Origin of the sequence: Streptomyces sp. NPDC058401, assembly GCF_042722885.1 — a bacterium.
Lineage (GTDB): Bacteria > Actinomycetota > Actinomycetes > Streptomycetales > Streptomycetaceae > Streptomyces.
The window spans coordinates 1-18,840 of the sequence record NZ_JBHXKA010000049.1; the positions used below are offsets into that span (position 1 = coordinate 1).

At 74.1% G+C, this 18,840-nt stretch carries 18 protein-coding genes; 7 read left to right on the top strand and 11 right to left on the bottom strand.

Going from position 1 to position 18,840, the window contains the following annotated elements; all coding sequences use genetic code 11:
• The first annotated feature begins 215 nt into the window (after positions 1-215).
• Both ACFWNV_RS19560 and ACFWNV_RS19565 read left to right on the top strand, forming a co-directional pair.
• Positions 216-1,181 (top strand): pseudouridine-5'-phosphate glycosidase, encoded by a 966-nt coding sequence (locus ACFWNV_RS19560; protein ID WP_383948280.1) that lies wholly within the window; start codon positions 216-218, stop codon positions 1,179-1,181.
• Positions 1,178-2,125 carry a carbohydrate kinase family protein gene (locus ACFWNV_RS19565; RefSeq protein WP_383948283.1) on the top strand — a complete coding sequence of 316 codons (948 nt, stop codon included), beginning with the start codon at positions 1,178-1,180 and terminating at the stop codon, positions 2,123-2,125. The genes ACFWNV_RS19560 and ACFWNV_RS19565 overlap by 4 nt, the downstream gene beginning before the upstream one ends.
• 24 nt (positions 2,126-2,149) lie before the next feature.
• Here the strand turns inward: ACFWNV_RS19565 and ACFWNV_RS19570 are convergent, their stop codons facing one another.
• Both ACFWNV_RS19570 and ACFWNV_RS19575 read right to left on the bottom strand, forming a co-directional pair.
• Complete coding sequence (locus ACFWNV_RS19570) at positions 2,150-2,803, bottom strand: hypothetical protein (RefSeq protein WP_383948286.1); 654 nt, start codon at positions 2,801-2,803, stop codon at positions 2,150-2,152.
• A gap of 188 nt (positions 2,804-2,991) precedes the next feature.
• Positions 2,992-3,726, bottom strand: coding sequence for a uridine kinase (locus ACFWNV_RS19575; RefSeq protein WP_383948289.1), 735 nt, complete (start codon positions 3,724-3,726; stop codon positions 2,992-2,994).
• A 91-nt stretch (positions 3,727-3,817) separates the two neighbouring features.
• Here ACFWNV_RS19575 and ACFWNV_RS19580 point away from each other — a divergent pair, with 91 nt between their 5' ends.
• A complete protein-coding gene (locus ACFWNV_RS19580; RefSeq protein ID WP_383948292.1) occupies positions 3,818-5,263 on the top strand; it encodes a WGR domain-containing protein in 1,446 nt (481 codons plus the stop codon).
• A 42-nt stretch (positions 5,264-5,305) separates the two neighbouring features.
• On the opposite strand, the gene ACFWNV_RS19585 is transcribed toward ACFWNV_RS19580, so the two are convergent.
• Entirely contained in the window at positions 5,306-5,614 is a 309-nt protein-coding gene (locus ACFWNV_RS19585) for a cupin domain-containing protein (protein ID WP_383948294.1), read from the bottom strand.
• A gap of 222 nt (positions 5,615-5,836) precedes the next feature.
• On the opposite strand from ACFWNV_RS19585, the gene ACFWNV_RS19590 reads away from it, so the two are divergent.
• Positions 5,837-6,556 carry a DUF2293 domain-containing protein gene (locus tag ACFWNV_RS19590; protein ID WP_383948297.1) on the top strand — a complete coding sequence of 240 codons (720 nt, stop codon included), beginning with the start codon at positions 5,837-5,839 and terminating at the stop codon, positions 6,554-6,556.
• On the opposite strand, the gene ACFWNV_RS19595 is transcribed toward ACFWNV_RS19590, so the two are convergent.
• Entirely contained in the window at positions 6,549-7,280 is a 732-nt protein-coding gene (locus ACFWNV_RS19595; RefSeq protein WP_383948300.1) for a chaplin, read from the bottom strand. The two genes, ACFWNV_RS19590 and ACFWNV_RS19595, sit on opposite strands and share 8 nt — an antisense overlap.
• A gap of 163 nt (positions 7,281-7,443) precedes the next feature.
• On the opposite strand from ACFWNV_RS19595, the gene ACFWNV_RS19600 reads away from it, so the two are divergent.
• Entirely contained in the window at positions 7,444-7,989 is a 546-nt protein-coding gene (locus ACFWNV_RS19600) for a hypothetical protein (protein ID WP_383948303.1), read from the top strand.
• Here ACFWNV_RS19600 and ACFWNV_RS19605 read toward each other — a convergent pair.
• The 3 genes from ACFWNV_RS19605 to ACFWNV_RS19615 form a co-directional block, all read right to left on the bottom strand.
• Complete coding sequence (locus ACFWNV_RS19605) at positions 7,970-9,178, bottom strand: SWIM zinc finger family protein (RefSeq protein WP_383948306.1); 1,209 nt, start codon at positions 9,176-9,178, stop codon at positions 7,970-7,972. The two genes, ACFWNV_RS19600 and ACFWNV_RS19605, sit on opposite strands and share 20 nt — an antisense overlap.
• On the bottom strand, positions 9,175-12,075 hold the full coding sequence (locus ACFWNV_RS19610) for a DEAD/DEAH box helicase (protein ID WP_383948308.1): 2,901 nt from the start codon (positions 12,073-12,075) through the stop codon (positions 9,175-9,177). The genes ACFWNV_RS19605 and ACFWNV_RS19610 overlap by 4 nt, the downstream gene beginning before the upstream one ends.
• 188 nt (positions 12,076-12,263) lie before the next feature.
• Positions 12,264-13,634 carry a helix-turn-helix domain-containing protein gene (locus tag ACFWNV_RS19615; RefSeq protein ID WP_383948311.1) on the bottom strand — a complete coding sequence of 457 codons (1,371 nt, stop codon included), beginning with the start codon at positions 13,632-13,634 and terminating at the stop codon, positions 12,264-12,266.
• A gap of 151 nt (positions 13,635-13,785) precedes the next feature.
• Here ACFWNV_RS19615 and ACFWNV_RS19620 point away from each other — a divergent pair, with 151 nt between their 5' ends.
• Together ACFWNV_RS19620 and ACFWNV_RS19625 are read left to right on the top strand one after the other, a co-directional pair.
• Entirely contained in the window at positions 13,786-14,406 is a 621-nt protein-coding gene (locus tag ACFWNV_RS19620) for a hypothetical protein (RefSeq protein WP_383948314.1), read from the top strand.
• Positions 14,407-14,485: 79 nt separating this feature from the next.
• Positions 14,486-14,749: a DUF6343 family protein gene (locus ACFWNV_RS19625; RefSeq protein WP_383948317.1), complete on the top strand. Its 264-nt coding sequence runs from the start codon at positions 14,486-14,488 to the stop codon at positions 14,747-14,749.
• 35 nt (positions 14,750-14,784) lie between these two features.
• Here ACFWNV_RS19625 and ACFWNV_RS19630 read toward each other — a convergent pair whose 3' ends face one another.
• The 4 genes from ACFWNV_RS19630 to rpsA form a co-directional block, all read right to left on the bottom strand.
• Positions 14,785-15,180 (bottom strand): tetratricopeptide repeat protein, encoded by a 396-nt coding sequence (locus tag ACFWNV_RS19630; RefSeq protein WP_383948320.1) that lies wholly within the window; start codon positions 15,178-15,180, stop codon positions 14,785-14,787.
• Between the two features lie 108 nt (positions 15,181-15,288).
• A complete protein-coding gene (gene coaE, locus ACFWNV_RS19635; RefSeq protein WP_383948323.1) occupies positions 15,289-15,897 on the bottom strand; it encodes a dephospho-CoA kinase in 609 nt (202 codons plus the stop codon).
• 141 nt (positions 15,898-16,038) lie between these two features.
• Entirely contained in the window at positions 16,039-16,977 is a 939-nt protein-coding gene (locus tag ACFWNV_RS19640; protein WP_383948326.1) for a PAC2 family protein, read from the bottom strand.
• A gap of 193 nt (positions 16,978-17,170) precedes the next feature.
• Positions 17,171-18,691, bottom strand: coding sequence for a 30S ribosomal protein S1 (gene rpsA / locus ACFWNV_RS19645; RefSeq protein WP_383948329.1), 1,521 nt, complete (start codon positions 18,689-18,691; stop codon positions 17,171-17,173).
• Positions 18,692-18,840 lie beyond the last annotated feature (149 nt).

Sequence of the window (18,840 nt, forward strand, 5' to 3'; positions counted from 1 at the left end):
GCCAAATCCAGCGCCTCCGGCGTTTGAGGAGCAGGGGTCCGGGGCGCAGCCCCGGGGAACGGGCGAAGGGCGGGTAGGGGACTCGGTGCCGCGCAGCGGCCGAGGGCGGCGCGCACGGTTCCGGGAGGCGGGCGCCTCCTGAAGGCTCAGGCGGGTTCACGCCGGTGCGGCGGCCGCGCGTTTGGGGTCCCGGATCGCGTGCCAGGGATGGGGACATGTCACAGCACACAGCATCCGCACCCACCCCGCCGCCCTCGACCGGAGCGCTCCCGGTCCCGGTCCTGTCCGAGGAGGTGCGCGAGGCGCTCGACCGCGGCCGGCCCGTCGTGGCCCTGGAGTCGACGATCCTCGCCCACGGTCTGCCCCGCCCCCGCAATCTGGCGGTGGGTCTGGAACTGGAGGAGCTGGTCCGGGCGGAGGGGGCCGTTCCGGCGACCGTCGCGGTCGTCGACGGGGTGGCGTACGCCGGGCTGGACAAGGCCCGGCTGGAGCGGATCGCGGGCGGCGAGGGCGTGCGCAAGCTCGGCCACCGGGATCTGGCCCCCGCCCTCGCCACCGGGGCGACGGGTGCGACGACCGTTTCGGCGACGGCCTTCCTGGCCGCGCGGGCGGGGCTGCGGGTGTTCGCCACCGGCGGGCTGGGCGGCGTACACCGTGACTGGACCCGGTCGCAGGACGAGTCGGCGGACCTCGCGCTGCTGGCGCGGACCCGGATCACGGTCGTGTGCGCGGGGGTGAAGTCGATCCTGGACGTGCCCGCGACGCTCCAGCGGCTGGAAACGCTGGGGGTGACGGTCCTCGGGTTCGGGACGGATCGTTTCCCCGGGTTCTACCTGGCCGATTCCGGCGAACCCGTGGACTGGACGGTCCACCGGCCCGAGGAGGTGGCGGCGGTGATGGCCGCTCAGGACCTCCTCGGCGGTGCGGAGTCGGCGCTGCTCGTGGCCAACCCCGTGGCGCGCGAGCACCAGCTCGACCCGGAGCTCCACGACCGGGTGCTGGCCGAGGCCCTGTCGGAGTGCCGGGAACGGGGCATCACGGGGCAGGCGGTGACACCGTTCCTGCTGGGGTTCCTGGTGCGCGCGACGGGCGGCGCCTCCCTGGAGGCCAACCTCGCGGCGGTACGGGGCAACGTGCGCCTCGGGGCCCGGATCGCCCGGGCCTGGGCGGCGCGGCCGTGACCGCGGCACCGGCCGCTCCCCCCGGGCCGGGGGCCCTGCTGGTCGTCGGGGACGTGGTGACGGACGTCGTGGCGGTGCACGGGGAGCCGCTGGCTCCGGGTACCGACACCCCGGCCCGGATCCGGACCCTGCCGGGCGGCGCCGGGGCCAACGCGGCCTGCTGGGCGGCCCGTGCGGGCGCCCCGGAGGTACGCCTCCTCGCGCGGGTCGGCGCCGACTCGGCCGGGTGGCACGAGCGGGCGCTGCTCGACGCGGGGGTCCGGCCGAGGCTGGTGGTCGATCCCGCCGAGCCGACCGGAACGGTGGTCGCGCTGGTCGGAGCCGACGCCGAGCGGACCTTCCTGACCGACAGCGGGGCCTCGCTGCGGCTCTCCCCCGCCGACTGGGATCCCGGGCTCCTGGACGGGGTCGCCCATCTCCACCTGTCGGGCTACCTGTTCTTCACCGACGCGAGCCGGGAGCTGGCCCTGGTCGCGCTACGGGCCGCCCGCGCCCGGAACGTACCGGTGAGCGTGGACCCGGCCTCGGCGGGGTTCCTGGCCGCGCTGGGCCCGCAGCGGTTCCTGGCCGCCGCGGCGGGGGCCGGCGTGCTGCTGCCGAACGAGGACGAGGCGCTGCTGCTCGCGGGGGCACAGGGGGCGGACGGGGCACAAGGGCCGGCCCGGGCGGCCGCGGTGGCGCGGGCGGCGGCGGAACTGAGCCGGCGGGTGCCGCTGGTGGTGGTCACCCGGGGCGGGGCCGGGGCGCTCATCGCCGAGGACGGCCGGGTGACGGCCGAGGTCGCGGCGGAGAGCGCCGAGGCGGTGGATTCCACGGGCGCCGGCGACGCCTTCACCGGCGCCTTCCTCGCGGCCCGGCTGGCGGGAGCGGGCTCGGCCTGGGCCGCGGGGGCCGGCTGCCGGGCGGCCGCGGTGGCGGTGACCCGGCTGGGCGGACGGCCGTAGGAAACGGAACGGGATCAGGAGGTGTCAGGAGGTGTACTGCTGGTCGAGGGAGTCGATGACGCCCGCACCGTCGAGGTGGTAGCGGAAGACGCGGCCCTGGTTCGGGTGGGCGATCAGCCAGTCGATGAGCTGCTGGAGCGTGATCGACTGGCTCACGGTGCTCGCCACGACGGGGGTGACGGCCGTGATCTTGGCGTCGTCGGCGATGTTGAGGAAGGTTTCCTTGCCGGTGGTCTCGAAGGGGGCCGCGTCCGCGCCCGGGGCTGCGCAGCCCCAGTTGCCGTGCTTGATGATCAGGCTGTGGACCCCGCCCTCGGGGGTGTAGCGGTAGACGGCGACCTCGTCGGGCGAGATCGGCATCTTGTGGTCGCAGGTGGAGCCGGGCGCCGGAGGCTTCTTCGTGCCCGCCGGGGTGGCGCTCGAAGTGGAGCCGGGCGCGGGCTTCTTCGACGGGGCCGAAGGGGACGGGGCCGAGGAGGGCGGGGCCGAGGCCGACGGGGAGGGGCTGCCGGTGGCCGTCGCGCCGGCGGAGGGGCTCGCGGGGCTGCCGGCCGCACCCGTCCCGTCGTCGCGGTTGCACGCCGTGAGGGCCAGGGTCCCGCACAGGGCCAGCGCGGCGAGCGCCGCCTGGGTGCGCAACCGTCTCGCGTCCCGAACCACCGTGCCGTGTCCGCGCATTGCCTTCTCCCTCTGCCAAGGCGCCACCGGGGTGGCCGCCGTCGAAGCGTGCCGTCAACGTAGCGCCGGGTTCCGGCCGGAGCGATGGCCGGAACCGATCGTCACCGTGCCGGAATCACCCTGTTGCGTTTCCCGTACCTCCGTGACGCGGAGGGGGTCCGCAGCAGTGCGCGCGACGGCCCCCGGCGTCAGCCGGCGGGGCCGGAGCGCAGGCCCGTCCAGGCCGGGTGGCGCGGATCGTCGGCCCGGACCAGGGCGTCGGCCCGGTCCGCCGGGCCGGTCTCGGCCTCGTAGCGCGCGAAGGCGGGGAGGGTCCAGCGGGCGGACTCCTCGGTGCGGCGGGCGAGGGCGCCCGGGGAGAGCCCGATGTGGACGCTGAGGTCGAAGGGGAACCAGTGCCCCAGCAGCAGCGGGCCGTGCACGATCAGCACGCCGCCGGGCGGGAGTTCGGCGTAGGGGCTGCGGGTCGCCCGGTCGGTGACCGGGTCCCAGAGGTCGGGCAGCACCCGGCCGGTGCCGCCGGGGTCGGTCGGGCCGAAGACCTCCCGCCAGAGCGCCGCCGTGTCGTACCAGCCGTCGAGGTAGGAGTCCACGTCCTCGCGGCCGAACTCGAAGCGGAGGGAGGCCGGGCGCAGGAAGCCCTCGGCCGCCACCACCAGGACCGAACGCCCGCGCAGGCGCAGCGCGTCGGCGAGCTCCCCGGCGAGCACGCCGGTACGGGCGGCGGGCGCCCCGTCGATGCCCACCCGGCGCCATCGACCCTCCGGGCCGGTCCCGGCGTCGCCGCCGGCCTTCCCGCCGCCCTTCCCGTCGTCCTTCCCCTGGTCCTTCCCGTCGTCCTCCGCTTCGCCCTGCGCTTCGTCGTCGAGGTGACCGGCGAGCCGCTCGGCCATCCGCTGCCATGTGATCGCTTCCAGCTGCACCAGCCCATTGTCAGTGGTGGCCCCTAACGTTTTTCAGGAGGGATCACCGGCGCACAGGGGCCGGCGGCCCGGCCTTGGGGAGGGGTCTGTCATGGCTCGGGAGACGACGTATCTGGAGCTGTCCCAGGAGGACGGCGGTGCCCACAAGTTCTACGAGGTCACCGTCGACGGGACCTCCGTCTCGGTGCGGTACGGCCGCATCGGAGCGGACGGCCAGCTGCAGAGCTCCTCCTTCCCGAGCATCGAGAAGGCGCGGGCGGCGGCCGCCAAGAAGGTCGGGGAGAAGGTCCGCAAGGGGTACGCCCCGGCGGTGCGGGGAGGCCGCGCCGCCCGGTCGGTGACGCGCCGCCAGGTGACCTCCACCCCGTCCACCGCGCGCGCCGCGGCCCCGGTGCTGTGGCGGTTCCGTACGGGGTCCTCCGCCTTCGGGATCCACGTGGACGAGGACCGCTGCTGGGTCGGCAACCAGGCCGGAGACGTCTACACCGTGAGCCACGACGGCGAGGTGCTCGCCCGGTACCAGCTGCCGGACGGGGTGAAGTGCCTGGTGGCGGACGAGTTCTGGATCTACGCGGGCTGCGACGACGGCACGGTGTACGACCTGTCCTCGAAGGTGCCGTTCGGGGCGTACGACATCGCGGCCGACGTGGACATCTTCTGGCTGGACATCCGCGAGGGCGTGCTGAACGTGTCCGACCGCAACGGCGGGCTGACGGTCATCGACCACGAGGACGAGTTCCAGTGGTCGCGGCGCTCGGCCGGTCCGAACGCGTGGATGGTGCGCGCGGACGAGCGGGCGGTCTACCACGGCCACGGCAAGGGGGTCACGGCCTACGCCCCGGACGGCGGCCGGGAGTTGTGGCACACGCAGACGGACGGGTCGGTGCTGTTCGGCTGGCAGGAGGACCACGCGGTGTACGCGGGGACCGGCCGCAACACCGTGCAGCGGCTGTCGAAGGCGACGGGCGCCCTGGAGGCCACGTACCGGTGCGACGCGGCGGTCTACTCGTGCGCGACCTCGCCGGACGGCCGGCACGTCTTCGCCGGCGACCTCGCCTCGTCCGTGTACTGCTTCGACGCCGACGGGCGGCGGCTGTGGAAGCTGGGTACCGGCAGCGGGGCCGCACTGTCGATGCAGTATCTGGACGAGCGGCTGTACCTGGTGACCACGGACGGTTCGCTGGTGTGCGTGGACGCGAGCGAGGCCGCGATCGCGGCCGCCCGGGAGGGATCGGTCCCGACGGCGGTGGACGTGAAGTCGGCGGCCGCCCTGCCCGTCTTCACCCCGGCCGCCACCCCCGCCGCGGTGGCGACGGTGTCCGTGGCCTCGGTGCCCGCGGGCGGTGTGGTCGTCGAGTGCGTGCAGCAGGGCCAGCGGATGCGCGTACAGGTGGTGTCGGGCGGGTTCGAGTCCTCCTGGAACGTGCAGTTCCCGCGCGGGATCCGGGAGCCCGGAGCCCGGTACGTGGTGGACGGCCTGCATCCGGCGGCCGGTGGCTTCTACCGCGTGCGCGGGGAGATCCGCCGACTCGTCTGAGCGGTGGCCCGGTTCACGGGGGCGGGGTCCCTGCGCCGGCCCTCACCGCGTCCGCGTGGGGCACGCGCAGGGTGTGGCCCTCGGCGGGGCCTCGGCGGGCAGCGCGAAGGGGTCGCCCTCGGCGAGGGCGGCGGTCACGCAGAGCACGACCCGCTCGGTGCCGAGGTTGTGGCCGAGGTGGACGTGGCGCCGGCCGGCGGGCTCGACGAAGCTCGTGCCGGTGTGGTGCACCTCGACCGTGCCGTCGCGCAGGATCCGGGTCAGCGTGCCGGACTTGACCACCGCCATCAGCGGGACGCGGTGGTAGTGCCAGCCCGTGCAGCCACCGGGCTCTATCGCGACCTCCCTCATCACGAGATCGGAGGCCACCTCCGCTTTCGGACGCCGGCCCGCAGTCCTCGGGCGCCCGGCCGTCGCCTGCCGTCCAGCCATGTTTCCCCTCCTCCATGGGCCGGCTGCGGCCCACTCGACCCACGGTAGGAGGACACCATGAGGTCAGGGAAGAGTCTGTGAAACCACAACTACCCGCTCCTACAAGGTGATATACGGCCGGAACGGCGGTATCACTTCGGCATGAGTCTGGTCGTTTTCGAGTCGACGAAGCAGATCCACTGCGCGGACTGCAGGCAGGGGCCGCTGCGCCGCCTCGTCCGCGAGGCGGGCGTGCCCCGCTGCCTGGACTGCGCCGAACTCGGACATCTCGTCTACCTGCCGCGCGGCGACACCGCCCTGACCCGCCGGGCCCACGAGGCCAGTTCGCTGTCGGCCGTCGTGGTCCGCTTCCACCGGCGCCGTCGGCGCTACGAGCGCATGGGGATCCTCGTCGAGGACGCCGCGCTGGCCCGGGCCGAGCGGGCCTGCCTCGCGGACGCCGAGGCGCGGGCCCGGCGCCGGGAGCGCGACCGGCTGCGCCGGGCGGCCGAGGACACCCGGTTCACGGCCGCCTTCGCCGCGGAGATCCTGCGCCTGTTCCCCGGGTGCCCCTCCGGCCGGGCCCGGGCCATCGCCGCGCACGCCTCGGTGCGCGGCAGCGGCCGGGTGGGGCGCAGCGCGGCCGGCCGGGCCCTGGACCCGCCGGCCGTGTACGCGGCGGTACGGGCGGCCGTGCGGCACCTCGACACCGAGTACGACTCCCTGCTGATGGGGGGCGTGCCCCGGTTCGCGGCCCGGGCCCGGCTGGCACCCCGGATCGACGCGATCCTGGACGGCTGGCGGACGGCCTCCGACACGTCCGACACGTCCGGCCCGTACGACGCGTCCGGCCCGTACGACGCGTCCGCGCGGGCTAGTTGAGCCGGAACCGGCGGTAGAGCAGCACCCCGCCGAGCAGCATCGCGCCGCCGCCGGACAGCAGGTAGCCGGCTCCCTCGGCCCCGGTGTGCGCGAGCGCCGCGGGGTGGTTGCGCGGCGGGGCCGGCGGGGTGACCGGCCGTACGGCTACGGGCGGCAGGACGGGCGGCTGAACGGGCTTGTCGACGACGGGCGCCGGCCCGTTGACCGAGGTGTTGCCCGAGGAGGCATTGCCGATGCCCACGACGCTCACCGAGTTGCCGCTGATGTTGAGCGGCAACTCGACGGGAAGCTGGAGTCCGTTGCCGGACAGCAGCCCCGGAGAATCCTTTCCGCGCCCATCGGCGACCGCACCCCGGCCGGGCCCTGCGTGGCCGCTGCCTGCGCCGTCACCGCCGTGCCCGCCGTGACCGCTCTGGCCGCCGTTCCCCGCACCGTTTCCGGCGCCGGGTTTTGACGGGTGCGAGGAGTGCGGCCCGGGATGGCCCGGCTGCCCCTGATTCCCCCCGCCCTGCGAGGCGTTGACACACCGGTTCCCGGTCGCCGAGTTGAGGACGCCGACCACGCTCACGGTGTTCCCGCACGCGTTCACCGGGGCGTGCACCGGCAGTTGCAGCAGGTTCCCCGACAGCACCCCCGGCGACCGCACGGCCTGCCCGCCCGCCTCCGCGTCGGCGTAGGCGAAGCCGCCCGCACCCGCGACCGCGAGTCCACCCCCCGCAACCACCGCCGCGATCAAGCCATTCCGACGACTGTGACGCATCAGATTTCCTGCCTTCCGGAAGGGTCCACGGGCTGTGCACCCGTACCGGAAACAACGCTGTAACCCCATTTGGGTTATAGCGCCGGTAGGCATTTCACTCCATCGTGTACTGGGTAATCCCTACTTCATGACTCGCCCGCTGCTCCTCCTCGACGTGGACGGCCCCCTCAACCCCTTCCGGTCCCGGCTCGCCGGGCTCCGCGGGTACACCAGCCACCGGATGCGTCCGAGCATCTGGCTGTCCTACCGCGAACCGGAATCCCGCAGTGCCAGGCGCGGCCTGCGGGTGCGCCTGCACCCGGCCCACGGTGCCCGGCTGCTGGCCCTGCCCTACGAACTCGCCTGGGCCACCGCCTGGACCCACGAGGCCAACACGCTGATCTCCCCGCGCATCGGACTACCCGCTGATCTTCCTGTCATCGATTGGCCGGAACCCTTCACCCGCGACCCCGACGGCCTGTTCTGGAAGACCCGCCCCCTCCTGGAGTGGGCGGCCGGCCGGCCCTTCGCCTGGGTCGACGACCTGATCACGCCCCGGGACCGCGCCTGGGTCGCCGCCCACCACCCTGCCCCGGCCCTGCTCCTGCGCATCCACCCCCGCCACGGCCTGCGCCCGCAGGACTTCGCCACCCTCGAACGCTGGGCCGCCGGGCTCAGCCCAGCAGGGCCGTGACCGGGTCCGGGGAGGGGGCGCGGCCCGTGGGCCACCAGTCGTCGTCCCCCAGGCGGTTCTCGTAGGAGTACCAGAGGGCGTCCCGGCCGAGCCGGAGCTGCTGGTAGGAGCCCGTGAGCCGGTTGCGGTCCGGGCGGAACGAGCCCTGGGCGGCGGCGAGGAGGGCCGGGCGGGCCCGGTCGAAGGGGCCCGCGGGCGGATCCCAGGGCTCTTCGAGGGCGAGCAGCCCGGGCAGACCGCCCTGCCGCCAGGCGGCCGCCCCCCGGGCCAGGTCGGTGGTGCTGCGCCCCGTGGCGCGGGCCAGCTCGCGGTAGAGCGTGCGGGCGGCTCCGGTGAGCCCGGCCGTGGGGTGGGCCGAGGCCAGCCGGACGGCGTCCTGCCAGCGGCTCAGCCCGGCCATCGGATCCTCGCCGGTGCGCAGCAGTGCCAGGGCGCGGGCGGCCGCGTCCCCGGCGAGCTGGTCCAGGGCGAGCGGGTCCGGGGCCGCCGGGTCGGCCGGATACGCCGGTGGCAGCCCGACCGCGGAGGGCGCCGCCAGCGGGGCGGGCAGCGGCGGCAGCACGGTGCGGACGAGCGCGGCACGGGCCGGAACACCGGGGAAGTCCGGTGTCCCGTCGGGCTGTTCGCGTGCGGCTTGGGCGGCGTTGCGCCGGGTGAGCTCCTCCAGCAGCTCCCGCTCACCGCGGCCGCGCAGCAGGAGCAGGACGAAGGGATCGGCGTCCAGGAGGCGGGCCGCGCGGTAGCACAGGGCCGCGGCGTGCTTGCAGGGCGGACGCGCGACGTCCGGGCAGGAGCAGCGCGGCACGAGCTCTCCCGCACCGGGCAGGACCGACTCGGAGAGGGACTCCGGAACCTCGCGCTCCAGCAGCGCGGCGAGCGCCGTCGGATCGGCCACCACCGCTTCCAGCAGCTCGCTCCACTCGGAGTCCGAGAGGGCGGGCAGGGACAGTTCGGTACGGTACGGCCGCGGCCGGCTGCCCCGTACGTAGGCCACGATCCGGCCCGGGGTGATGGTGACGGCGTCGACGTGGCCCTCGGCGGCGTACGTCCGGCCCCGGGCCAGGCGGGCTCCGTCGCGGGCCACCGTCTCCAGGGCGGACACCCAGGCCCGGCCCCACCAGCTGACGGCCTCCACCCCCGGCGGCACGGTCTCGAAGGTGCGGCGGCGGTCGTCGCGCGCGGTGATCATGCGGGCCTGCGCAGGGAGACGAGGTCGGCCAGCTCGCGGTCGGTGAGCTCGGTCAGCGCCGTCTCCCCGGAGCCGAGGACGGCGTCGGCCAGCGCCCGCTTGGCCTCCAGCATTTCGGCGATGCGGTCTTCGACGGTGCCTTCGGCGATGATGCGGTGGACCTGGACGGGCTGGGTCTGGCCGATGCGGTAGGCGCGGTCGGTGGCCTGTTCCTCGACGGCCGGGTTCCACCAGCGGTCGTAGTGGATGACGTGCCCGGCGCGGGTCAGGTTGAGGCCGGTGCCCGCCGCCTTGAGGGACAGCAGGAACACGGGGACCTCGCCCGCCTGGAAGCGGTCCACGAGCTCCTCGCGGCGCGGCACGGGCGTGCCGCCGTGCAGCAGTTGGTGGGAGATCCCGCGCGCCGTGAGGTGGCGCTCGATGATGCGGGCCATCGTCACGTACTGCGTGAACACCAGCACCGAGCCGCCCTCGGCCAGGATCGTGTCGAGCAGCTCGTCGAGCAGGGCCAGTTTCCCGGAACGGTGCGCGATCCGGGGCTCGTCCTCTTTCAAATACTGGGCGGGGTGGTTGCAGATCTGCTTCAGCGAGGCCAGCAGCTTCATGATCATGCCGCGCCGCTCGATGCCCTCGCTCGCGCCGATCACGGCCATCGCCTCGTCGACCGCCGCCTGGTAGAGGGAGGCCTGCTCGCGGGTGAGGGACACGGGGTGGTCGGTCTCCGTCTTCGGCGGCAGTTCGGGCGCGATCCCGGGATCGGACTTCTTGCGCCGCAGCAGGAACGGCCGGACCAGCGCGGCCAGTCGGGCGACCGCGGCCGCGTTGCCCCCGTCCTCCTCCGTCTGGTGCTCCACGGGCCGGGCGTGCCGGGCCCGGAACGCGGTGAGCGGGCCGAGCAGTCCGGGCGTGGTCCAGTCGAGGAGCGCCCACAGCTCGGAGAGGTTGTTCTCCACCGGGGTGCCGGTCAGCGCCACCCGCGCGGGCGCCGGGATCGTGCGCAGCGCCTTCGCGGTCGCCGAGTGCGGATTCTTCACGTGCTGGGCCTCGTCGGCGACGACCATGCCCCAGGGCTGTTCGGCCAGCCGGGCCGCTCCCGCGCGCATGGTCCCGTACGTGGTGAGGACGAATCCCCCGACGGGCCGGCTCCCGGCGGATTCGCCCCCGGCGGAGGGGCCGGCCAGGCCTTCGAGGCTGCGGCCGGCGCCGTGGTAGCGGCGCACGGGCGTACCGGGGGCGAACCTCTCGATCTCCCGCTGCCAGTTGCCCAGCAGCGAGGCCGGGCAGACCACCAGCGTCGGCTCGGGGCGGTCGCGGTGCAGGTGGAGCGCGATGAGGGTGACGGTCTTGCCCAGGCCCATGTCGTCGGCGAGGCAGCCGCCGAGTCCGAGCGAGGTCATGAGGTCCAGCCAGGCCAGGCCGCGGGCCTGGTAGTCGCGCAGGGTGGCCTTGAGGCCGGCCGGCTGGGGCAGCGGGGCCAGCTCCCCGGTCAGCCGGTCCCGCAGGGCGGCCAGCGCCCCCACGGGGACCGCGGCCACCGGCTCCCCCGCCACCTCGGCCGTGCCCGTCAGGACGGCCGCCAGCGCGTCGACCGGATCCAGCAGGCCCAGCTCCCGCTTGCGCGCCTTGCGCACCAGCTCCGGATCGACCCGCACCCACTGGTCGCGCAGCCGCACCACGGGCCGGTGGGCCTGCGCGAGCGCGTCCATCTCCCCCGGGGTGAGCCGGTCGCCGCCGAGCGCCAGCTCCCAGGAGAAGGCGAAGAGGTGCTCGGCGTCGAAGAACGCGGTGCCGTCGGTGGCGGAACCGGGCGCGGTGGACCGTACGACCGCGGTCGCGCTGAGCGTACGAGCCAGCTCGCGCGGCCAGTGGACCAGGACTCCGGCCTCCGCCAGCCGGGTCGCGGCCCGGCCCAGCAGGTCTTCGAGCTCGGGGTCCGAGAGGGCCAGGACATCGGGGACGGGCTGGTCCAGCAGCCGCAGCAGCGGCGGCCAGACCCGGGCCGCCCGGCGCAGCGCGAGGACGGCGTCGATCCGGGCACGGGGTCCGAAGCCGGCCGCGGCGGCGCCCGCCCAGAGCATCGCGGCATCCGTGACCAGGGTCGGGTCGGCGAGGCTGTGGACCTGGACGACGGCGGCCCCGGCACGGCGCACGTCTTCCTCCGGATCGATCCCGCTCTCGGCCTCGTCGAAGAGGCGGAAGGAGGACAGGTCGAGGCGGAGCGAGATCCCGACCCCGGTGTCCGCGCCCGAGGCGACCTGCGCGGCCCAGTCCCGTATCCCCGGTACCTGCTGCGGCTCCCGGGCCGCGAACGGCCGGCCCGCGGCGAAGGGCGCCGCGGGGGTCCGGGGCAGACCGTCGGCGACGGCGTCGAGGAAGGCCCTGACCAGCGCCTCCGGTTCGGGCAGGTGGAGCGGTCGGCGTCCGGCGAGCGGGGTGGCGTATCCCTCGTGGGGCAGGGCGGCGGCCACCGCGCGCAGGTGCGCGATGTCGGCGGCGTCCAGGGGCCCGGCCCGCCAGGCGTCCACCCCTTCGGGGGTCAGCCCGGGCAGCAGCCGGCCCCGCGCGACCAGGGACAGCGCCTGGACGGCGGCGGTCCCCCAGGCGCGGGTCGCGGGATGCGTGCCGTGCCCGCGGACGGCGCGCACGAGCACGGGCAGGGCGGCGGTGACCGTCAGCATGACGGCGGGCACCGTGCGGGTACGGACGCCCTCGCCGTGCGGACGGACCACCTGGAGCGTGCCCGGGACGCCTTCGGCGGGCAGGGCGTCCCCGTCTGGGGCCCAGAACGCGATGCGGCTCTCGCGGGGCACGGCGGCCGGCAGGAACACGGCGGCATGGCGCGGCAGCGCGGAAACCGGCACGGTCGCCTGCGCCGCCGCGTACCGCGTCGTCGGCATGGCTGCCATCGTGTCCCCCTCTCGCGCTCCCCGCGGCGTTCCCGGTCGACACGGTCTGCGTCGGCACCCTCGCGGTCAGACGGATCCCGTCTGCCGCCGAGTCTAGGCGGGACCACTGACAATGCCGCTGAGCTGCGCATTTCCCGGAGCTTCGGGAACGCGGGTCAGCGGGTCAGCAGGTCGGCGGGCTAGCGGATCCAGCGGGACTGTTCGTGGGCGTAGCCGTAGACCGAGCGGTTGGGGGCGACGGCGGAGAGCCGCCAGGGGCGGCCGGACTCGTCCAGGCGGAGGGTGCCGGAACCGGTGGGGCCGCTCCAGCGGAGGTCCAGGTACCAGTCGCAATCGCATCCGGTGCTGCTCGCCACCACCCGCAGGACGGCCGGTTCGGCGGCCGAGACCCGCATCGGGAAAGCGGGGGCCTCGATCTTCTCCCCCTGGTCGTTGCCGGCCGCCGGCCGGGCCAGCGGGCGCGGAGCGTCCAGGTTGACCGTGAACCCGGCCGGGGTGAGCCCTCCGCCGCAGCCCTGCGACATCTCGTACACGTTCCACGCCAGCGGGGCCCGCCGCCCCGCCACCCGTACCTCCAGAGCCTCCAGGACCACCGGGTCCGGCCCCTTGCCCAGCAGGGTGACCTCCACGATCTGCGTCCCCGCGTGGACGGCCCGGCGCCCCGCCGCCCACGCGGGCGCGTCCGCCTCCACCGGTGGCGGGGGCACCGCCGAGGGCGCAGGCGCGGCGAGGTACGCGTGATCGCAGCCCGCCGCCCACACGTGCGACCGTACGGACGCCCTCAGGGGCTGGGCCGCCGGGGCGGGGCCACCCGTTGCCGCGGGCCCGGTCGGCGCTCCCGTCGCCGTGCCGGTCTCCGCCCGCGTCGGTGCGGGAGCGGCCGGTGCTCCCGGCGTGGCCTCCGGCCCGGTCTCCGGCGCCGTCGGGTCGGCCGCCGGGCCCGTCCCCTCGGCGCCGCCCGTGGGCGTGCCCGTGGTCGCCGCCGTCGGTCCGGCCTGGGGCGCCCGGCCGTCCCGGCCCGTCTGCGGAAACCACCAGACGCCTACCGCGAGGGCCACGACCGCGGCCGCCGCCACCCCGGCGAGCATCAGGCGGCGCCCGGCCCGGGGAGGCGCGGGCGCATCCGGCGCATCCTGAACAGCCCGGACAACCGGAGCCGACGAAGCAGCCGGAGACGCCGGAGCCGCCAGAGCCGCCGGAAGAACCGGATCCGCAGCCACCGCCTCCCGGTCCCCCACGTCCACCGGCAGCGCTGCCACCGGCGGCGCTTCCACCACCGCCCGCCGCCGTGCGTCCGCCAGCAGCCAGGCCCGGTGCAGTTCCACCGCCTCCGCCGGTGTCGCCCCGCAGGCCCGGGCGAAGCGGTCGACCACCACGAACTCCGCCGGCAGCGCCTCACCGCTGCAGTACCGGTGCAAGGTCGACGTGCTCGTGTGGAGGACCCGCGCGAGAGCTCCGTAGCTCCGCCCTGCGCGCTCCTTCAGTTCCCTCATCGACCGGGCGAACGCCTGCGCCTCGGCCGATCTCCCCGTCCCGGAGTTCCGTTCCATGCCAAGGATGTTCCCGCAGCTGAGGGCCCGTACGGCCGTTCCATTGTCCCGAGTTCGTCCCGAAGCGTCGGCACGGGCCCGGGCCGGGGTACAGCCTTCTCCAGAAGCACCGCCACACAGACCGTCACGGACCACACGGGGAGTACCGACCATGTTCCGACGCACCGCCCGCACCGCCGCCGCCCTCGCGGCCACCGCGGCCGCCGCCACCGCCCTCGTCCTCACCGCCTCCGCCACCTCCACGGCCGCCGTCACCGCGCCCGGGTTCCTGGCCGGGGCCGACCTGCCCCCGCACCCCGGCTCCCCCTGGTACGCCGGGAAGGTCACCAAGGGGCTGCCCGAGTTCGCGCCGTTCTGCGTGGAGGGCGTGCTCCCCACCGCCGGGAGCTGGTACCGCGACTTCTCCACCGAGTTCGACACGGGCGCGGTGCAGGTGTCCGTACGTACGTCCTCCGACGCGGCGGCCGTCAAGCTCGCGGCGGCCCTGGAGCGCAAGGTGGCGGCCTGCGCCGCCGACTGGCTGCGCAAGACCCCGGGCGGTACGGCCTCCTGGCAGGACTACGGGAAGCTCACTGTCGAGGAGGGCGCGCACGTCTACGGGGTACACACCTCCATGCCGGAATCCGAGCCCGGCGTGCACCTGTACGGCATCGGCCGCGACGGCTCCACCGTGACCGTCGTGAAGTGGGGGCAGATGGGGTACCTGAACGAGGCCCCCCTCCCGGCCTTCAAGAAGACGACCGTCAAGGCCGTCAACAAGCTCAACCCCTGACGCCCCACCCCCGGTCCCGGCGGGGTGGGACCATGGAAGGAGCGGGGAGACCGGGGCGGGGGACGACCTGGAGGCGGTGATGGCCGTGCGCACCGGAAACGAGCCGGTGACCGCCCGCAGCGCGCTGCGGCTGCGCTTCTGGCTGAGCCTGTGGGGGATGGTCTGGTCCGGCGCCGGGGCGGCGGCGTTCTCGCTCGCCGCCCGGCCCGGGTGGGCCGCGGCCTGCGCCGTCGTCACCGTGCTCGCGGCCGTGGACCTGGCCGTGGTGCTGCACCGCATGCGTCAGGGCCCGCACTACCAGCCGGGCCGCGACGTCCCCCCGTACGAACCCCCCGGCCACTAGGCCCCCGGGCCTGCCCCGGCCCCGGCCCCGCCCGGCTACTTCTCGAAGCGGGCCGCCGCCAGGTAGTCCGGCTGGGGGTCGAGGGCGGCCGCGAGCCGGAAGTGCTTGCGGGCCTGGTCGGGCCGGCCGGCGCGCTCGTAGGTGCGGGCCAGCGCGAAGTGGGCGAACGCGTTGTCCGGCTCCCGCTCCAGCACGATCTCGAACTCCAGCTCCGCCGGCCGCAATTGGGCGGCGGCGAAGAAGGCCCGGGCGCGCAGCAGCCGGGCCGCGGTGTTCTCCGGGTGGGCGGCTATGACCGAGTCGAGCAACTTCACCGCACCGCGCGGGTCGCGCGCGGCGAGGAGTTGCTCCGCGGCCCGGTAGTCGATGACGTGCGTCTCGGGCGACGAGGACCGCGAGGGCGGCGGGAGCTGCGGCGTGGTGTCGGACACGGTCTGTTCCTTCCCTCTACAGGCGCGTTCAACGCCCCGCACACCGCCCGCTATTCCGTGAACACGTCACGGGTCATGCCTCACACGTCATGCCTCACGGGTCATCCGTCAGGCCGCGCCGCCCGCCGCCCGCGCCGTGAGCTCCTCCCACACCTTGCGCACCTGCGGCTCCAGCGCCTCCAGCGGCCCGTCGTTGTCGATCACGAGCGTGGCCACGGCCAGCCGCTGTTCCCGCGTGGCCTGCGCGGCCATCCGGGCCCGGGCTTCCGACTCCTGCATGCCCCGCAGCTCCGTGAGCCGGGTGAGCTGGGTGGCGGGAGCCGCGTCCACGACGACGACCAGGTCGTACAGCGGCGCGAGCCCGTTCTCCGCGAGCAGCGGTACGTCGTGCACCACGATCGCGTCGGGCCCCGCGGCGGCTTCCAGCTCGGCGGACCGGGCCCCGACCAGCGGGTGCACGATCCCGTTGAGGATCCTGAGCTTCTCCGGGTCCGCGAACACGATCGACCCCAGCCCGGGCCGGTCCAGCCCGCCCTCCGGGGTCAGCACGGACTCCCCGAAGGCGGCCACCACCGCCGCGAGCCCGGGCGTACCCGGCTCCACGACCTCCCGCGCGATCCGGTCGGCGTCCACGACGACCGCCCCGTACCCCGCCAGCAGCCGCGAGACCTCGCTCTTGCCGGCGCCGATTCCGCCTGTCAGACCAACTTTCAACATGCCCGGCAGACTAACCCCCGCGTCCTGGGCCCCGTACAGACCCCCGACGAGAACCCGCGGCCGGAACCACGGCCGGGCCCGCCGGCCGGGGCCCGCCGGCCAAGGCCCCCCAGCCAGAAACCCCGGCCGGAGGACCCGCCCTCAGCCCTCGCCCTCGCGCTCCGCCAGGAACCGCTCGAACTCGAGGCCGATCTCGTCCGCGGACGGGATCTCCGCGGGCTCCGCGATCATGTTGCCCCGGGTCTCGGCGCCGGCCGCCGCGTCGTACTGGTGCTCCAGCCCCTGCACCAGGCTGACCAGTTCCTCGTCGCCCTCCCGGATCTGCCGGTCGATCTCCGTCTGGGTACGGTGCGCTTCGGTGCGCAGCGCGTGCGCGACCGACGGCAGGACCAGCCCCGTCGCGGCGGTGATCGCCTCCAGGGCGGTCAGCGCGGCGTCGGGGTACGGGGAGCGGGCCACGTAGTGCGGTACGTGGGCGGCGACGCCCAGCACGTCGTGCCCGGCCTGGCCGAGGCGGAACTCGACCAGCGACTCGGCGCTGCCGGGGACCTGGGCCTCGTCGAAGGGGCTCCGGTGTCCCGGCATGAGGTCGGTCCGGTTGCCGTGCGGGGTGATCCCGACGGGACGGGTGTGCGGGACGCCCATGGGAATGCCGTGGAAGTTGACCGAGAGCCGCACGCCCAGGCGCTCGACGATCTGCCGGACGGCGACGCAGAAGCGCTCCCACTCCACGTCCGGCTCGGGGCCGGACAGCAGCAGGAAGGGCGCGCCCGTGGCGTCCTGGACGAGGCGCACCTCGAGCGCGGGCTCCTCGAACTCCGTCCAGTGGTCGCGCTGGAAGGTGAGTAGCGGACGGCGTGCCCGGTAGTCCACCAGGCGGTCCGCGTCGAACCGGGCCACGACCTGGTGGGGCAGCGTGTCGAGCAGCCGCTCGACGATCTGCTCGCCGGTTTCGCCCGCGTCTATGTACCCCTCGAAGTGGTAGAGCATGACCAGCCCGGCCGAGTCCTGGGCGAGCGCCAGGTCGGCCACCGCCAGGCCCTTGGCGTCCCATTCGTACAAACCTTGTGGATCAAGCACCGCCACCACTCCTCCTCCGCCGCGTTCTCTGGCAAGAACGTCCAAGGACCCGTGACCATTCCCCAGTTGACGGTATTGACCGGAGCGGTCGGTATTCGCCGGAGCGGGCGGTGCCAACGCGGCAAGGCCCGCCCCCCTGAGGGGACGGGCCTTGTCGGTGAAGATCAGCTCAGCTCACGCTGCGCTGCTGCGATCAGCTCTGGCCGCCGGCCAGCTTCTCGCGGAGCGCGGCGAGGGCCTCGTCCGACGCCAGGGCGCCAGAGGTCTCGTCCGCACCCTCGGAGGAGTACGAACCACCCGAGATGCCCGCACCGGCGCTGCTGCTGCTGCTGCCCGCGGCCGGAGCGGCCGCACCCTCGGCAGCGGCGGCCTCGTCGGCCTCGCGGCTCTTGATGACCTGGGCCTGGTGCTGCTCGAAGCGCGTCTGCGCCTCGGCGTACTGGCCCTCCCAGGCTTCGCGCTGCTTGTCGAAGCCCTCGAGCCAGTCGTTGGTCTCGGGGTCGAAGCCCTCGGGGTAGATGTAGTTCCCCTGGTCGTCGTAAGACGCGGCCATGCCGTACAGGGTCGGGTCGAACTCGACCGACGCCGGGTCGGCACCGAAGGACTCGTTGGCCTGCTTCAGCGACAGCGAGATCCGGCGACGCTCAAGGTCGATGTCGATGACCTTGACGAAGATCTCGTCGTTGACCTGGACGACCTGCTCCGGGATCTCCACGTGGCGCTCGGCCAGCTCGGAGATGTGGACCAGACCCTCGATGCCCTCGTCCACGCGGACGAACGCACCGAACGGAACCAGCTTGGTGACCTTACCCGGGACGACCTGACCGATCTGGTGCGTCCGGGCGAACTGCTGCCACGGGTCTTCCTGCGTCGCCTTCAGCGACAGGGAGACGCGCTCGCGGTCCATGTCCACGTCGAGAACCTCGACGGTGACTTCCTGGCCGACCTCGACAACCTCGGACGGGTGGTCGATGTGCTTCCAGGACAGCTCGGAGACGTGCACGAGACCGTCGACGCCACCCAGGTCCACGAAGGCACCGAAGTTGACGATCGAGGAAACGACGCCGGAGCGGACCTGACCCTTCTGCAGGGTGGTGAGGAACGTCTGGCGAACCTCGGACTGGGTCTGCTCGAGCCAGGCACGGCGGGACAGGACCACGTTGTTGCGGTTCTTGTCCAGCTCGATGATCTTCGCCTCGAGCTCCTTGCCCACGTAGGGCTGGAGGTCGCGGACGCGACGCATCTCGACGAGAGAGGCCGGCAGGAAGCCGCGGAGGCCGATGTCCAGGATGAGACCACCCTTGACGACCTCGATGACGGTACCGGTGACGATGCCGTCTTCTTCCTTGATCTTCTCGATGGTGCCCCAGGCACGCTCGTACTGAGCGCGCTTCTTCGAGAGGATCAGGCGGCCTTCCTTGTCCTCCTTCTGGAGAACCAGGGCCTCGATCTCGTCGCCGACCTTGACGACCTCGTTCGGGTCGACGTCGTGCTTGATCGAGAGCTCGCGGCTCGGGATGACGCCTTCGGTCTTGTAACCGATGTCGAGGAGAACCTCGTCCCGGTCAACCTTGACGATGACGCCGTCGACGATGTCGCCATCGTTGAAGTACTTGATCGTCGCGTCGATCGCCGCGAGGAACGCGTCCGCGTCGCCGATGTCGTTGACCGCAACCTGCGGGGTGGTTGCGGTGGTCTCGGTGCTGCTCGTCATGTGGGTAAGGGCTCCGGTTACGGACAGAAAGTCGTAGGTACTGCTACGCCGGGAGCCCTTATCGGCATCTGCCGAAGAAGCCGGACAGCCAAGGAAGCCCCAGTTCCGCGAAATGCGGGGTGGGGGCCTCGAAAACCGAGGGGACATCA

Excerpts from the sequence above, each read along its gene's own strand:
- ACFWNV_RS19620 (WP_383948314.1), top strand. The coding sequence starts at position 13,786 with ATGTTCCGACGCACCGCCCGCACCGCCGCCGCCCTCGCGGCCACCGCG.
- coaE (WP_383948323.1), bottom strand. The coding sequence starts at position 15,897 with ATGTTGAAAGTTGGTCTGACAGGCGGAATCGGCGCCGGCAAGAGCGAG.
- ACFWNV_RS19615 (WP_383948311.1), bottom strand. The coding sequence starts at position 13,634 with ATGGAACGGAACTCCGGGACGGGGAGATCGGCCGAGGCGCAGGCGTTC.
- ACFWNV_RS19585 (WP_383948294.1), bottom strand. The coding sequence starts at position 5,614 with ATGAGGGAGGTCGCGATAGAGCCCGGTGGCTGCACGGGCTGGCACTAC.
- ACFWNV_RS19600 (WP_383948303.1), top strand. The coding sequence starts at position 7,444 with ATGACTCGCCCGCTGCTCCTCCTCGACGTGGACGGCCCCCTCAACCCC.
- ACFWNV_RS19560 (WP_383948280.1), top strand. The coding sequence starts at position 216 with ATGTCACAGCACACAGCATCCGCACCCACCCCGCCGCCCTCGACCGGA.
- ACFWNV_RS19590 (WP_383948297.1), top strand. The coding sequence starts at position 5,837 with ATGAGTCTGGTCGTTTTCGAGTCGACGAAGCAGATCCACTGCGCGGAC.
- ACFWNV_RS19625 (WP_383948317.1), top strand. The coding sequence starts at position 14,486 with ATGGCCGTGCGCACCGGAAACGAGCCGGTGACCGCCCGCAGCGCGCTG.
- ACFWNV_RS19610 (WP_383948308.1), bottom strand. The coding sequence starts at position 12,075 with ATGCCGACGACGCGGTACGCGGCGGCGCAGGCGACCGTGCCGGTTTCC.
- rpsA (WP_383948329.1), bottom strand. The coding sequence starts at position 18,691 with ATGACGAGCAGCACCGAGACCACCGCAACCACCCCGCAGGTTGCGGTC.
- ACFWNV_RS19605 (WP_383948306.1), bottom strand. The coding sequence starts at position 9,178 with ATGATCACCGCGCGCGACGACCGCCGCCGCACCTTCGAGACCGTGCCG.
- ACFWNV_RS19570 (WP_383948286.1), bottom strand. The coding sequence starts at position 2,803 with ATGCGCGGACACGGCACGGTGGTTCGGGACGCGAGACGGTTGCGCACC.
- ACFWNV_RS19580 (WP_383948292.1), top strand. The coding sequence starts at position 3,818 with ATGGCTCGGGAGACGACGTATCTGGAGCTGTCCCAGGAGGACGGCGGT.